This window comes from Rubellimicrobium rubrum (assembly GCF_006152115.1).
Lineage (GTDB): Bacteria > Pseudomonadota > Alphaproteobacteria > Rhodobacterales > Rhodobacteraceae > Rubellimicrobium > Rubellimicrobium rubrum.
Genome location: NZ_VDFU01000002.1, coordinates 66,679 through 81,071 on the forward strand (window position 1 = coordinate 66,679; position 14,393 = coordinate 81,071).

11 protein-coding genes are annotated in these 14,393 nt (G+C 65.5%); 4 read left to right on the top strand and 7 right to left on the bottom strand.

Annotated elements, in window-relative coordinates:
* Positions 1 to 342: 342 nt before the first annotated feature.
* The 4 genes from FHG66_RS02045 to FHG66_RS02060 are packed head-to-tail and all read right to left on the bottom strand — an operon-like array spanning position 343 to position 4,649.
* Positions 343 to 1,284: an ABC transporter permease gene (locus FHG66_RS02045; RefSeq protein ID WP_139075029.1), complete on the bottom strand. Its 942-nt coding sequence runs from the start codon at positions 1,282 to 1,284 to the stop codon at positions 343 to 345.
* Complete coding sequence (locus FHG66_RS02050; RefSeq protein WP_139075030.1) at positions 1,281 to 2,204, bottom strand: ABC transporter permease; 924 nt, start codon at positions 2,202 to 2,204, stop codon at positions 1,281 to 1,283. The genes FHG66_RS02045 and FHG66_RS02050 overlap by 4 nt, the downstream gene beginning before the upstream one ends.
* Positions 2,201 to 3,616, bottom strand: a complete 1,416-nt coding sequence (locus tag FHG66_RS02055) for a sugar ABC transporter ATP-binding protein (RefSeq protein ID WP_139075031.1) — start codon at positions 3,614 to 3,616, stop codon at positions 2,201 to 2,203. Before FHG66_RS02055 ends, FHG66_RS02050 begins: the two co-directional genes overlap by 4 nt.
* A gap of 22 nt (positions 3,617 to 3,638) precedes the next feature.
* Entirely contained in the window at positions 3,639 to 4,649 is a 1,011-nt protein-coding gene (locus FHG66_RS02060) for an ABC transporter substrate-binding protein (protein ID WP_139075032.1), read from the bottom strand.
* A gap of 638 nt (positions 4,650 to 5,287) precedes the next feature.
* Here FHG66_RS02060 and FHG66_RS02065 point away from each other — a divergent pair.
* Positions 5,288 to 6,376 carry a hypothetical protein gene (locus FHG66_RS02065; protein WP_139075033.1) on the top strand — a complete coding sequence of 363 codons (1,089 nt, stop codon included), beginning with the start codon at positions 5,288 to 5,290 and terminating at the stop codon, positions 6,374 to 6,376.
* Positions 6,377 to 6,804: 428 nt separating this feature from the next.
* Here FHG66_RS02065 and FHG66_RS02070 read toward each other — a convergent pair whose 3' ends face one another.
* Entirely contained in the window at positions 6,805 to 8,307 is a 1,503-nt protein-coding gene (locus FHG66_RS02070) for a M10 family metallopeptidase (RefSeq protein WP_139075034.1), read from the bottom strand.
* Between the two features lie 1,526 nt (positions 8,308 to 9,833).
* On the opposite strand from FHG66_RS02070, the gene FHG66_RS02080 reads away from it, so the two are divergent.
* Positions 9,834 to 10,166 carry a tryptophan synthase subunit beta gene (locus tag FHG66_RS02080; protein WP_139075036.1) on the top strand — a complete coding sequence of 111 codons (333 nt, stop codon included), beginning with the start codon at positions 9,834 to 9,836 and terminating at the stop codon, positions 10,164 to 10,166.
* Positions 10,167 to 10,644: 478 nt separating this feature from the next.
* Positions 10,645 to 11,502: a YihY/virulence factor BrkB family protein gene (locus FHG66_RS02085; protein ID WP_139075037.1), complete on the top strand. Its 858-nt coding sequence runs from the start codon at positions 10,645 to 10,647 to the stop codon at positions 11,500 to 11,502.
* 431 nt (positions 11,503 to 11,933) lie between these two features.
* Here FHG66_RS02085 and FHG66_RS02090 read toward each other — a convergent pair whose 3' ends face one another.
* Entirely contained in the window at positions 11,934 to 12,191 is a 258-nt protein-coding gene (locus FHG66_RS02090) for a hypothetical protein (RefSeq protein WP_139075038.1), read from the bottom strand.
* A 13-nt stretch (positions 12,192 to 12,204) separates the two neighbouring features.
* Positions 12,205 to 12,420, bottom strand: coding sequence for a hypothetical protein (locus FHG66_RS02095; RefSeq protein ID WP_139075039.1), 216 nt, complete (start codon positions 12,418 to 12,420; stop codon positions 12,205 to 12,207).
* 432 nt (positions 12,421 to 12,852) lie between these two features.
* Here FHG66_RS02095 and FHG66_RS02100 point away from each other — a divergent pair, with 432 nt between their 5' ends.
* Positions 12,853 to 14,106 (top strand): sensor histidine kinase, encoded by a 1,254-nt coding sequence (locus tag FHG66_RS02100; RefSeq protein WP_176556085.1) that lies wholly within the window; start codon positions 12,853 to 12,855, stop codon positions 14,104 to 14,106.
* Positions 14,107 to 14,393 lie beyond the last annotated feature (287 nt).

Below are 14,393 nucleotides of genomic sequence, written 5' to 3' on the forward strand. Positions count from 1 at the left end.
AAGATCGGCCGCATCGCCGGACGGCAGTCTGCCTGGCAGCTCATGTCAGTGGCCGGGGCGCCGTGGGCACGTGCGACCGGACCCCACAGGCATCGGCCCGGCAAACATCGAGGTCATGGCGCCCCCGCTCCTCCCGCCTTGTTCTTGCAGGGCACATCCAATTTTACGGCAGGGCCACTTGATGCTGTCCATTGATGCAAGGCCGAGTCGCTCCGGCAGCTTGCGCCTTGGCCAGGCACTGCGGTTCACTCACCGAGACGATGCTCGTGCAAGGCAAAGCATCTGGGTGCACTTCGGCGCTGAAGTCCGATGCCGCCAAGACTTCGGCATTCGGGGAGCTGCTCAGGGCGTCAGGCGCCGACCGCTGGCCGCGACGACGATGGCAACGATGATCACCCCGGTCAGGATGAGCCGCACACCTGCGCCAAGCCCGTAGGAGTTGAGCATCGACACGATCAGGAACATGAACAGCGCCGCGCCCCAGATCCCCGGAACGTTGGAGTTTCCCCCCGCGATGGACGACCCCCCGATCACCACCACGGCGATGGACATGAGGAGGTACTCTGCCCCCATGTTCAACGCGGCCCCCCCCGAGAAGCACGACAGGAGGAACCCTGCCAGCGCCGCCATGACGGCCGAAAGCACGTAGGTCGCGGCCCTCACCCCCTCCACCGGAACGCCGGCAAGCCGCGCCGCCCTCGCGTTCTGCCCGATGGCCGAGAGTCTGCGCCCATAGGCCGTCCGCTCGATGAGCATCCAGAACACCAGCGCCGCAGCCAGCCCGATCCAAGCGGCATTCGGCACGCCAAGCGTCGAGCCGGTCGAGAACTCCGCGAGCGAGACGGGTGGCTTGATGCGCAGGCCCCGGTTCGACCAGATCGCCACCGACTGGAACACGAAGGACGCCGACAGCGTCGCAATGATCGGCGGAATGCGCAGGAGCCAGATCAGGGCGTAGTTCGCCACGCCCGCCCCGAGGCCGATCCCCAGCGCCGCCAGAAGCCCCCAGAGTTCAGTTCCCGCCGCTCCGCCCATCAGCTTGAGCGACAGGGTCCCGGCCAGGGTCATGACCGCCGGGATCGACAGGTCGACGTTGCCGGGCCCCATGGTGATGACGGCCATCTGCCCGAGCCCCACCAACACCGAGAACGAGGCAAAGGTCAGCGCCGCGACGAGGAGGCCCCCGGCTCCCTGCACCCCTGTAAGGACGACCGTCGCGGCAAAGGCGAGCGCGGCGGCGGCAAAGGCCCAGAACCAGGGCCGGGTCCATGTCGTGGCCATCATCGCACAGCCCTCCGCCGCACGAGAAGACGCGCGGCCAGGACCACGATCAGGATCACCCCCTGCGCGCCGATCTGCCAGTCGGGCGACAGGCGGATGAAGGTCAGGAAGCTCCCCGCGAGGGTGAGGGTGAGCGCCCCTATCACGGCGCCCACCGGCGACACCCGGCCCCCCGTGAACTCGCCGCCGCCCAGGATCACGCCCGCGATGGACAAAAGCGTGTATCGCAGCGCGATGTTGGCGTCGGCCGAGGTGGTGAGCCCGACAAGCGCCATGCCTGACAGCACCCCGAAGACCCCGGCAAGTCCGTAGGCCGTGGCCTTGAGCCGGACCACCGACCAGCCAACGCGCGACACCGATCGCGCGTTGCCCCCTACCGCGCGCAGAAGCGTGCCAAGCGACGACCGGGTGACGAGCAGGTGACCCACGACGGCCAGAACCACGCAGGCAATGATGGCCATGGGCACGAGCGGCGGCCGTGCCTTCATCAGCGCAGTGATCCAGGCGGGTGAGGATCCCCCCGGGGCAGGCAGCATGAGCACCGCGAGCCCGCTCCAGACAAAGGACATGCCCAGGGTGACGACGATGGCGGGGAGACCGCGCAGTTCGATCAGCGCACCCAAGGCCGCATAGGCTGCGACCGCTGCGCCAAGGATCAGGACGCCAAGGAGGGGCGTGTCGTGGAGGAACGTCGCCGTGACGCAGGCGCAGAAGCCCACGAACGTCCCGATGGACAGGTCGATGTCGTCCACCATGATGACCAGCATTTGCGCGATGGTGGCCAGGGCGATGGGCACCGACAGGTTGAAAAGAAGGTTCAGCCCCGTGTAGCTCATGGCCCGGGGCTGCATCCAGAACACCGCCCCGAGAAGCAGCAGCAGCGACAGCGTCGGCAACAGAAGGCGCAGGTCCATGCGTCTCATGCGGCGGCTTCGCCCATGTCGAAGGAGGCGGCGAGCATCCGCTCCTCGGTGATCTTCTCGCCCCGAAGCTCTGCCGCGATGCGGCCGTTCCTGAAGACGTAGACGCGGTCGCAGAGCGTCATCTCCTCGGCTTCCGTGGAGTACCAGAGGATTGTTCGGCCCGCTGCGGCCTCGGAACGGATCATCTCGTAGACGTCTCCCTTGGTACCCACGTCCACGCCGCGCATGGGATCGTCCATGACGATCAGCGGTGCCCCGGTCGCCAGGGCCCGCGCAAACAGAACCTTCTGCTGGTTGCCCCCCGATAGCGACAGGATGGGCCGGCCGGTGTCATCGGTGCGGATGCCGATGCGCTCGCGCCAGTCCGCAACGAGCCTCGCTTCCCTGGCACGATCTACGAAGCCCGCCCGGCGAAGCATCGCCAGCCCTGCGAGCGACAGGTTCCGGGCAATGGACCAGATCGGCATGACCCCATCGCGGGCCCGGTCCCCTGCCACAAAGGCCGCAGGCACCGGGCTTCTGCCCCGCCAGTCCGAGGTCCGCTCCAAGTAAAGCCGCGCCAGGGCTTCGGCCTGCCCGTGCCCGGCAAGGCCAGCGAGCCCCACGATCTCGCCCTGCCCGGCGCGAAGCCCCTCGGGAGTGGAGACGACCTCCACGCCCGAAGCAGCGATGCGCCGCTCCCGCGCGCCCTCCCGCGCGACGTGTCCCATGGCCTCCACGAGGCTCGTGCGCGTGTAGCCCCCGGCGGGGCGGTCGTCCACGACGCGCCCGTCGCGCATGACGACGACCCGCGTCGCCACGGCAAAGACCTCGTGGAGGATGTGGGAGATGAAGATGACGGCCCCGCCGCATTCGCGGAAACGGTGCACGTGACGAAGCAGCTGGTCCGCCCGGCTGGCGTCGAGCGAGGACGTGGGCTCGTCAAGGATGACGAGGCGCGGCGCGGGTCCACCTTCCGCAAAGGCCATCGCGATTTCCACCATCTGGCGCTTGGCCAATGGCAGGTCGCCCACCACCGTATCCGCACCGATCCCGTGGTCGGGAAACACCTCATCCAGTGCCGACCGGATGCGGGTTCGCGCCTTGCCGCGCCACATAAGACCCCGCAGGTCGCGTTGCGGGATGCGCAGGTTCTCGGCCACCGTGAGGTTCGGCGCCAGAGCAAGCTCCTGGGCGACCACCCTCACCCCTGCCTCGCGCGGGGTGCCGCCAGCGTAGATCGCCTGGCCCTCCGACGGCGGCAGGACGCCGGTGACGATGTTGACCAGGGTGGATTTGCCGGCGCCGTTGTGACCTACCAGGCCCAGGACCTCGCCGGGAGCGATGGAAAGCGTCACGTCCGACAGGGCGCGGACCGCTCCGAAGGCACGCCCGACCGCCTGCAAGCTCACAACGGGAGCAGCCGACTCCATTCGTCCGCTCCCGTCCAGCCCGTTAGTTCGAAGCGCCGGCGATCACCGCCTGCGCATCCTCCAGCGAGTACTCCACATTCGCCACGCCACCTTCGGGCGTCGCCTCGAGCGCGGCATCAAGCCCGTCCTGCTGGATCTCCAGGAATGGAACGATCAGGTCCTGCGGGACGGTCTGCCCGTCCAGCACCTGCTGCGCCACCCAGAAGGCCAGGGTGGACACACCCGGTGCAATGGACACGGACATCGTCTCGTAGCCGCTCGCGTCCCGCTGCTCCTTCCACCAAAGAAGCTCGTCCTGCCGGTTGCCCATGACGATGATCGGCATCTCGCGGCCTGCGGCGGCAAAGGCCTGCGCCGCACCGTAGCCGTCGCCGCCCTGGGTCACGACGCCGACGATGTCGTCCGGCAGGCTGGGCAGGATCCCCGCAACCGCCCGCTGCGCCACGTCCTGCGCCCAGTCACCATGGACCGAGCCCGCGATCGAGAACTGAGGGAACTGCTCCACGCCCGCATGGATGCCCGCGCTGATCTCGTCGTCCACGAACACGCCGGCGAGGCCACGGATTTCGAGGAGGTTGCCGCCCTCCGGCAGCCGCCCGGAGAGATACTCGACCTGCTTGCGGCCCATCTCCTGAAAGTCCACGGCGATGCGGTAGGCGCAGGGTTCGGTCACGATGCCGTCGAAGGACACGACCACGATGCCCGCGTCGCAGGCCTCCTTGACGGCGCCGTTCAACGCCGTGGGCGAGGCCGCGTTGACCACGATGGCGTCATAGCCTTCGAGGATCATGTTCTGGATCTGCGCGGCCTGCTCGGTCGCCTGGTTCTCGGCGGTCGTGAAGGCGGGCGCCTCGGCCACGACCCCGTCCGCGACGGCTTGGCCCGTCACCTTTTCCCAGCTTTCCAGCATCGCCTGGCGCCAGGAATTACCGGCATAGTTGTTGGACAGGGCGATCCGCCGCTCGGCGGTGTCCGCCAAGGCCGGAGTCGCGAGCGCCAGCACGGCGGTCGCCGTCATCAGTCTGGTCATCATGGTCTTAAGTCCTCCCCACCATTTCACGGGAGATGTCTTTGCACCCCTCGGCCCTGACCATGTGCCTGGATCCCGTTCGGGATGCACATGAGTCGGCTGCATCCTGACATGGCCGTGACGGGGCGAAAAGACATCTCATCACGAACCCGCGCTCGTCGACCTTTCTCTTGCCGGAAGGCGGAGAGGTCCGGCGTGCCGATCTCTCCAGCAACAATCCCACCGACAGCAAAACGCCTGACCTTCAGCGGGTTTGTAGGCCGGCTTGACGTCATCCATCGAACAAGACCACCCTCCGACACGGGAGCCCGAGAACCGGGAAGGCCCCTGAACGGCCCCCCGGCAGCCAACTCGATCTGGCCGATGATTTAAGCGTTCAGTCTGACTGCGCTGCTGACCGGTGCCGTCGGAGCGGAGCCTGTGGCCATGGCTGTTGGGAAGTCATGAGAGCTAGGGTATGGAAGAGCGGAGACGGCGGGTCTGGCCCGACGCGAAGAGGCAGGCCAATCGGCAACCAGGCGCGGGGGCCGGGGCTCTGGTCAAGTTATCCAATGGAAATCCGTCATGCTCATCGTAGATCTTGAGAGCCAGCAGGCCGAGAGGCTCTTGGTTAAACAGGCGAGCAATTGAAGGAGAACGCTGTGAGGGCCAAGATCACCAGGGCAGACAGCAGCAGAATTACAGTGCAGATCAGTGGAAAGGAGAAGATCTTCTTTGACTTTGGCGATGCATTCTCGCCAGCTCTGGACGATCATTCTATGTCAAACTTCCTGGTCAGGACGGCTTTCGGAGCGGCCATGAATGACGGAGCCGACCTTGAAGTAGACGTTCCAGTCGATGCACGTTTGGCGCGAAACCTAGAGAAGTTTTCGACCGCTTGGTGCCAGTACCGGCCGTGGCGCTTCAAAAAGGCATCGCGAATTGCCGCCCCTTCCTACCTCCACGGCGAAGGAAACCACGAACAAAGCTTTGTTGCGGCATTCAGCGGTGGATACGATTCTTCGTATATGATAGAGAAGTATGGGCGAAAAAACGACCTTTCGCCGTTTCCTAGGATAGATTCAGCCGTAATGATAGATGGATTCGGCTATAACTTGGAAAATAAATCGCCATATCAGAGGGCATTTGGTACGGGAAGTGCGTTTTGCTCGGCTGTGGGGGATATAAAGCTCCACTCAGTAGAGAGCAATTGGTCTAAGATCGTCGGTCAGTATGCAATACTGCATGTCATGGGCATCTCGGCGGTCTTGGGCTTGAAGTCGAATGTTGCCGGAGGAGGATACGTAGGTCTAGACTTTACGGCAGCCGAAGAGTTCGCCCTCGGCTCTTGGGGAAATCTAGATGGCAATGATCGCCTTTTCTCTTCCTACGACTTCGAGATACTCCCCGTTGGGAACGATGTTCCGAGAATCTCCAAGATCCGCCACCTGAGGAACATTGGGCTCGATGGGCACATCGTTGTTTGTAATGCCGAAAACAGGGTGGGCTCGAACTGCGGCGCGTGCGAGAAGTGCCTGAGAACACAGCTTTCATATCGTGCGCTCGGAATGCAACCACTTGACGGTCAGTTTGAGGAACCCCTTACCGAGGAAGCGGCGTCCAAGCTTATTATCGAGAAAAAGACCCAGCTGATATTCTATAAGGCAATTCGACGTGCTTGGCTGGACCGGTCGGATGTGTATTTTGCCATTGTTAAACGTCTGATAAAGAATGCAGGTCCGCTTCACTAGAACGAAATGGATAGACCTGCTCTGGCGAGCAACGTCGGAAAGCCCTCCCGCACACTGCGCATCATGGGTAGGCAGGCTGTCGGGAAACCTGTCGCTTAAGGTCTACCGCACGTCACTGATCATGACGTTCGCTTTTGCTCAGTCAGCGAGCAGACGAAGCCACAGCTGTGCCTGCCAATGCCAACGCCGCATGCCACTCGAGATGTTCAGGACTTTACCACGCAGCAAAGTCTGACCGGCCGGTGGGATCGTGTGCCTTGCACGGCAGCCCCCTTCTCGCCCTGGCCCAAGCGCAAGGCCACGGCCGGGCCTAGACCGCGGACGGAACAGCGGACCGGAGCGGTTGGCCTCTTGATTCCCACCGGTTTGGCGCTGATTCCGCTTGGATGGCCGAGCGCGATCTTGGGCCCTCCGGCGGCCAGGAACCCTCAGAGTGCAAAGTCCGCAGCCGAAAGGCGGCTTGTCAGGCCCAGAAGCAAGATCGACATCTCGGCCTGCCCGTCGCCGTCGAGGTTCATCTCGACCAGGAGATCGCCGTCTCTCGTGACGCTCTGTCGTATCTCGCCCCGGCTGAACGCACCGCCGGCATCGAGGCGGAAGACCCCGTTCCCCGCGCCGCTGCCGTTTGCATCGATGGCGGTCAGGACGATGTCGTCCAGCCCCTTGGCAAAACCCGCGATCCGGTCGCGCCCCTCGCCTGCGACGCTGTCGCGCACGGAGGTGAAAACGAAATCGTCCGCTCCGTCGTCGCCACGTAAGTGGTCGGCTCCGGCGCCGCCCCGCATCATGTCGTCGCCCGTGCCCCCCGACAGCGTGTCGTTCCCTGACCCGCCCCGCAGGTCATCGGCCCCCGAGCCACCCAAGAGCGTGTCCATGCCCCCCAGCCCGTCCAGCCGGTTTGCCGCCCCGTTGCCGCGGATCAGGTCGGCCCTGCTCCCGCCGGTGGCGTTCTCGATCACCACGCCGTTGGCGATCGTGAAGCCGCCATGAATGCCCTTGGCATGGGACACCCACCCTCCGCCGCCTTCCTCGAACCCCAGCGTAGCGGCGCGCAGGTCGATGGTGTTGGCGCGGGCCTCCGCCCCCAGAATGCGATCCGTCCCGCCAGCATCCCAAAGGCACAGGTAGTAGGTCCCGCCCCGGTTGGCCTCAGGCAACTCATAGGTGTCCGCCCCGGCGTGGTAAGACATGTTCCTGCCGTACATTCTTTGGAGCGCGGCGATGTCGAGCGCCATGGGCCCGGCTTGGTAGCCCCAGGCCCAATCGGGGCTCGGCCCTGAGGGGCCAGTGTGCCACCCATCGTTATAGGACATCATCGTGTAGATGCCCTGGTTCATGGCAAAGGCGCCCGGAGTTTCGGACACCTCGGGGATCACACCGGGAAAGACAGTGGTGCCGTCGCCGCCATCATGCGGGTGAACGAGGCCTACCACATGGCCCAACTCGTGAATGAAGACTAACCACTCGGCGCCGCCCCGAGCCAGATATGCGGGATCGTCACTCGGTGACTGGGCCTCTCCGTTCATGAGGATTAGGCTCTGCTCGTCGCCAACAGCTCGGTTGTAGTAATCACCTGGGAAGTAGCCAATCCCGCCGGCTCCATCTGCATCCAAGTTGCTGACCGTCGCCCAGATTATGTCAGCATCGGCCTGCGACGAGACAGCCCGAAAGTCGATGTTGCAGACGGCCTCGAAGGACGCCATCGCCGCTCTCATGGCGGCGACCTCTCGGGGATAGGGCTCCAGCGCGGTGACAGCGGTCAAAGGCTCGAATGGAGGCAGCGCGACCTGCTCCTGGCCATCCGTCCCAGCGATATAGACCGATATGACCGTTCCATCGCCGGGTGAGGACCATCGGGTGTCCCACATCAAGGTCCTCAGCCAGACGTTGTTGGAGTCGGGTGCGTCCGTGACGTCCGCGGTTCCGGCCATGGTGGAGCCTCCTTCCTATGTGACTGCGATGATCGGGGGCGGCGCGCCCTGGAAGTTGCGGGCCGGTGCCGCTCGACCACTCTGGAGCAAGCCGGACGGCTGGTGATCCGCACTTCTCAGGATCGGCGCTGATTTCACCCACCAGATGCCCTTCCTGCACGGGCCCCGATCCGTTTGAACCGGGTGCGACAGCCAAGCGAACCAGGAGCGGGCTCAAGGGATATCGGCCTTGGGTCCGTGGGCCCATCCTATGACTCGGGACGGCGGCGTGTAAACGGCCTGCACCAAGGTCGGAGCACTCTCGCGGCCTAGAAAATCCAGGGGATGCACGTCTGGAACGAGGTGACCCCTGCCGACAAAATCCTGCAAACGCTGGGCGATTTCGTTCGGGCCGGCAAGATCCGATACTTCGGGTTCTCGGACATGCCCGCCGAGTTGGTCATGAACGCGGTCGCGATCGCAGCAGAGCGCCGCGTAACCCAGTCCCATCACCATGCAAGTGGAGTACTCTCTGGTCGCGCGATGTGGAGCGGGAGCACGTGCGGATCGCATGCGAAGCGGGGATGCCTGTGGGGCCCTGGAGCCCGGTCCCAGCGGCTTCTTCACGGGCAAGTACCGGCAGCCGGCTCAGCGGCGTCAACCCGTTCGGCGACAGGGAGCTCACCGACCGCAACTGGGCCCTTCCCGACGCGCTGCGCCAAGTGGCCGACGGGGGCGGCCGCCCGCCCGCGCAGATAGCCATGGCCCGGCGTGACCTCCACCTTGGTGGGCGCGCCAAGTCGAGCAGCTCCACGAGGCCGTCGCTGCCTCCGACCTGACGCTCACGGCGGATCAGCTTGGCCGACCGACCGAGGCAAGCGCGCCCGCGCCCGGCTTCAGCGACAGCCCGACCTCTGCCCCAATCCGGTATGGTGTCCGGCGGGCACTAGGTGCAGATCTGGGGCGAAACGCAGCCTCGTGCTGGCGTCCCGCCGGACCGTCCAGTCCTTGGGGTCCGTACGGGCACGCGCCGGGCCGTCGCCCCCAAAAGGGCGGATGGGGATAGCAGTCCGTGCGCGATCGTTCCGCGTAGTGCCCTGTCGCCTAAACCCTCGATAGATCACGGGCCACTCGCCGCACCCTCATGCGATTGGTACCTCATGCATACTGAGGCCACAGGCTGAGCCGAGGCTGCCATCTGCCTGCCGTTGGTCGCTTCATCCAAGCGGACGAGGTTTGGGAAGCGGCGCTGTCCAGGCGGCACAGGCCGGTGGGTGTGAACATCGGGCCTGCCAGCGAAAGGAACCCGCGCTCCGGCGATTGCGGCTTGGACCACTTCTGTGATCGTTAAGGAAAGATGGGCGATGACCGTCAAGCAAGGTCAAGACGGTCTGGCCGCTTCGATCCCGCGCGTTGCTTTCAGGACGCCTGCAGGGCACACCGACCGCAACTGTCCTATCCTGATGTCCCAGGGGGTCGCGACAGGAACTAACCTTCGGGTCCCCGAGTTGGACGTCAATAACGTTTGCAGCAGAACCCAAGCCAGCATGCCTCTCAGCCCGCGTGTCCGCCAGAAACGCCGCCTTCTTCGTCAGTTCGCAGCGCTGGAACGCCGTGTGCCTCCGGCACGGCGGCTCATCCGCCTTCTGGTGCGCCATAGCCCGGTGGTGGTCCGCCTGCCTGTCGCGCTTCTGCTGATGTGCGGTGGCCTGTTCGCGGTGCTGCCGTTCCTGGGGCTATGGATGCTGCCCCTTGGGCTTCTGCTGCTGGCCGTCGATCTTCCGATGCTGCGGCCCGGGGTTTCCGCCCTGATGATCCGGTCCCGTCGCTGGATGTCGGAACGCCTTCGCCGCCTGAGGAAGAAGCGAGCCTGGGCCTGATCAAGGCCGGCCGACATCACGTGACGGGCCGCCGTTGCCAATCCTTGATTCAGTCCCTGTAGGCTGCCGGTGAGCTCATGCGATCCCAGGCCTTGGATCAGGCACGGCTCAGGGGCCGCCGACGGTGCAAGGCCGATCAAGCAGGATACCTGATGACGGTGCACCAGCCGTCTGCGGTGGACCGGACAAAACTCTGGCCCCAGAGCTTGGAAGGGCTCTCAAGACATTGGACTGGGGTGCGACCGCGACCTCCGCCGAAGCCCTTCGTCTAAGGCCTGACCAAAATGCCGTAGATCGGTGCCGGATCAGCGCCGATACAGGGGGGGATGCGACCCAGGTAGCAGGTTCGGAGCGACATCACGCGACCGGGAGAGCTAGATCGCATCTCGGGTCCAACGGAACGGAGCCGGCGGGCCGTGCCTTCGATGTATGGATTGTTCAGCCGCATCCGTTCAATCAGTTGAACAAGGACAGGAACATGCGCGTATTTTCCGATTTCCCGCGTCTGGTCAGGATGGCCGCTGCCGGGTGGTGGAACGATCGTGCCATGAGCCTTGGGGCGTCCATCTCCTTCTTCACGATCTTCTCGCTGGCGCCGATGCTCCTGGCCGCCATCAGCGTGGCCGGGCTGGCCTTCGGTCATGACGCCGCGCAAGGGGCCGTGGTCGGTGAGTTGGGCGGCCTTCTGGGCGAGGACGCCGCCGTGGCGCTCGAAGCCATGATCGTCAGCGCCCGCGATGTCGGGTCCGGCATCATTGGCACCTCCGTGGGGGTGGTCGCCTTTCTGGTGCTGGCAACGGGGGCCTTCGTGGAGATTCAGGACTCGCTCAACCTCATCTGGAAGGTTCAGTCTTCCAGCACCGGTGTCTGGGCGTTCATCCGCACCCGCATCCTCAGCCTGGCACTGGTGGTCGGGATCGGCTTCCTGCTCCTGGTGTCGCTCATCATCGACGCCGGAGCCAACGCTGTCGGGGCCTATCTGCAGGGCGGCCTGGCCGAGGAGATCGCGATCCTGAGCATCCTCAACAGCGCCTTCACCTTCGTGATCGCGTTTCTCCTGTTCGCGATGATCTTCAAGATCCTGCCTGCGATCAGACTGGCCTGGAGGGACGTCTGGACCGGGGCCCTGGTCACCGGCCTCGCCTTCACGCTGGGCAAGTTCCTGATCGGCTTCTATGTCGGCCGCAGCGGCATCGCCTCCAGCTACGGGGCGGCTGCCTCGATCATCACCATCCTGCTGTGGATCTACTACTCCTCCCTGATCCTGCTCTTCGGGGCCGAGTTCACGAAGGCCTTTGCCGAGACCAAGGGAAGCCGCGTCCGATCGCGAACCTAGTATGCGGGGTGCCAGCCGGCGACTGGCCCGACCGCGCCGATCCTGCTGTGATCCAGACCAGTAGCACCAGGCAGTCGACGCGGCTGCGCGCTCCCTTTTCCGCGAGCCGCAGCCATCGCTTCTCCGGCCCAGCCTGGACGATGCTCGGGTGGGTGCGGGCAAAGCGCCCGCACCGCGCTCGACCTCCGGACCCTTAGCACCCTGGGCTGGAGCGCGTCCGAGGCGAGGTGACGGGCGCGCAGATTGTGCCCGTCATTGCCTCTTGGCCACGCCCTGGAGGCTCCGATCGCGCGATCACCCGCTGGGGGCCGAACCCATGGGTCAGGTCCCCAGAAGCCTGTCACCGCATCCTTCATCTCATGGCAGGCAGGTGAGCGGCCTGCCTGACAGGGCGGTTTGCCAGCCTGGCTGGATGAGGCGCGGCTGAATGCTCAATCGTCGTCCCTCTGCAACTCGGCATATTCCTCCTCGCTCAGCGAGGTGAAGCCCACTTCGGCAGCGTCGAGCTCCCGCTCGGATTCCTCGTCGGAGACCTCCGTTTCGTCGCCCTGGTTCTCGACGGTGCCCCGGACGATGCTGTCGTTCTCGATGTCCATGAGAACCTCCCCGATCTCGTCCCGCAGGTCGAGGCCGGCCTCGCTGGTATAGAGCGTCACGGTGTAGCGGCGGCGGAAGAGCGTGGTCATCATGCATCCTTCTGTATCAGGTCGTGACAGGCGCCAGGGACTGGCCTGTGCGGCAGACGTAGAACTCGTTCGGCCCGATGCCCGCACTTTCGGCGCGCGCCTCGGTCGGATCTGGGAACTGCTGGCGGAAGATGGCGTCAAAGGTCTCGGTGCCAGCCAAGGCATCCCAGGCCCAGGTTCCCGCCCCCGACGCGTCGAGGACCTGGCGGAGGCGGGACTCGCTGTCGCGCAACTGGCGGTCTGGCGGTCGGTCGCGTGGTCGCCGATCTCATGCTCCAGAAGACTTGCGCTGCCTTGCAGGATGGTCAGGTGGGACAGCCGCCAGAACCGGGGCTGCCATTCGGCCTATCCGGTGAAAGGCGGATTTGGCGTGCTGACCGGTCCCGTCCGAGACCGGCAGGCTCCGTGCCCCGGTCGGCCGATCCGCCCATGCCATCTCGTCCAGGCCCGGATCCTCGCCATCCCGTCCGGCGGTCCGGCCGACCCGCCTCGTGCGCATGGGCCGCCCGATCCGGCGTTCCAGGTTGCTTCGTGGTTAGTTCCCACCTAAAAACATCCCCTGGGGCACGCGGCGCAGTCGTTCTGCACGGTCGCCCGCCCGATGGGCGGTCCCGTGTTGGCACGGTCTCTGGCCTGCGGGCTTCTGGATTGGTTTGGATCGATGATGGACGCCCAGACTTCGGACGTGACCGCAGCCGAACGGATGGCGGCGCTAGCCCGCCTGCAGATCCTCGACACTCCACCCGAGATCGACTTCGACGACGCCGCTCTCTTGGCCAGCGAGATCTGCCAGACCCCCGTGGCATTGGTCACTCTCGTGGCCGAAGACCGGCAGTGGTTCAAGGCTCGCCTGGGGTTCCCCCGCCACGAGACCGCGCTCGACCAGTCCGTCTGCCGGCACGCCCTGACCGGGACGGACGTGCTCGTCATTCCGGATCTTCGGCACGATCCGCGCACGGCGGGCAACACGCTGGTGACCGACAGCCCGTTCCTGCGCTTCTACGCCGGCGCGCCGCTGCACGATGCGGGGGGCATTCCGGTCGGGGCCTTGTGCGTGATCGACACCGCGCCGCGACCCGGCGGCCTCACACAATCCCAGGCCGCGGGTCTGCATGCGCTCGCGCGGCAGGTGTCGGCGCTTCTGGAAATGCGGCGCCGCCTGCTGGAACAGGGCCGCTGGATCAAGGAGGAGCATGTCCGCCTTACCTCGGAGCTGATGGATGAGCGGCACCAGGCCGAACGGCGCGAGCGGTCCATCGCCGTTCTGAGCCACGATCTCCGCAATCCGCTCGCGGCCTTCGACGCCGGGCTGCGGCTCCTGTCCCGAGACTCTGGTCCCCGGCACGTCGCCTCTGTCGTGACCATGCTGAAGCAGAGCGTGATGCGGATGACCCGGCTGATCGAGACCACGCTCGACTTCGCGCGCGCGCGCCTCGGGGGCGGCCTCGATGTCGTCCACGCCACCGACGTGCTTCTGGGGCCAGTGCTGGAGCAGGTCATCGCAGAGTTGCGGCTGGCCCATCCCGAAGCGCGCATCGAGAGCAGGCTCGACCTGAGCCGTCCGGTCACCTGCGACCCTGAACGGCTGGCGCAGTTGGCCTCGAACCTCATCGCCAACGCCCGGATGCACGGCGACTCCAGCAAGCCGGTCGAAGTCACGGCAAGCACGGAGGACGAGGCATTCACCCTGTCGGTCGCCAACCAGGGCGCGCCGATCCCGCCGGCCGTGCAGGAGCGCCTGTTCCAGCCTTTCGCTCCCCGCGCGACCTCGGGCCGGTTCGGCCTGGGGCTGGGGCTCTTCATCGCGTCCCAGATCGCTCGGGCGCATGGAGGAACGCTCAGTGCCACCTCGACGCCCGAACGGACCTGCTTCACGTTCCGGATGCCGCTCAGGGCAGGCTTGCAGGACGGCGTCTGACGCGGCTGGTGGGACGCCCGAGCCGGAACCGTTCGTCGCCGTGGCGACGGCCCGGTCCTTGGATCGCACGAGGTCGAGGGTGATCCACAGGATGCATGGTCTCGTTTCGGCCGCGACTCTCTCCAAGACAGCGGCCCGGGCGGTCTGGACCCGCAGCTGTCTGGAGCCCCGCATGATGCCCGTCCCGGGCGTCAGGCCGGACCGACGCAAGACGCCCATGGTCACTGCGACGCCACGGAGTCCGGGAACAGGATTGTTCCCCACAACCTTTACTTGCAAGATGCTGA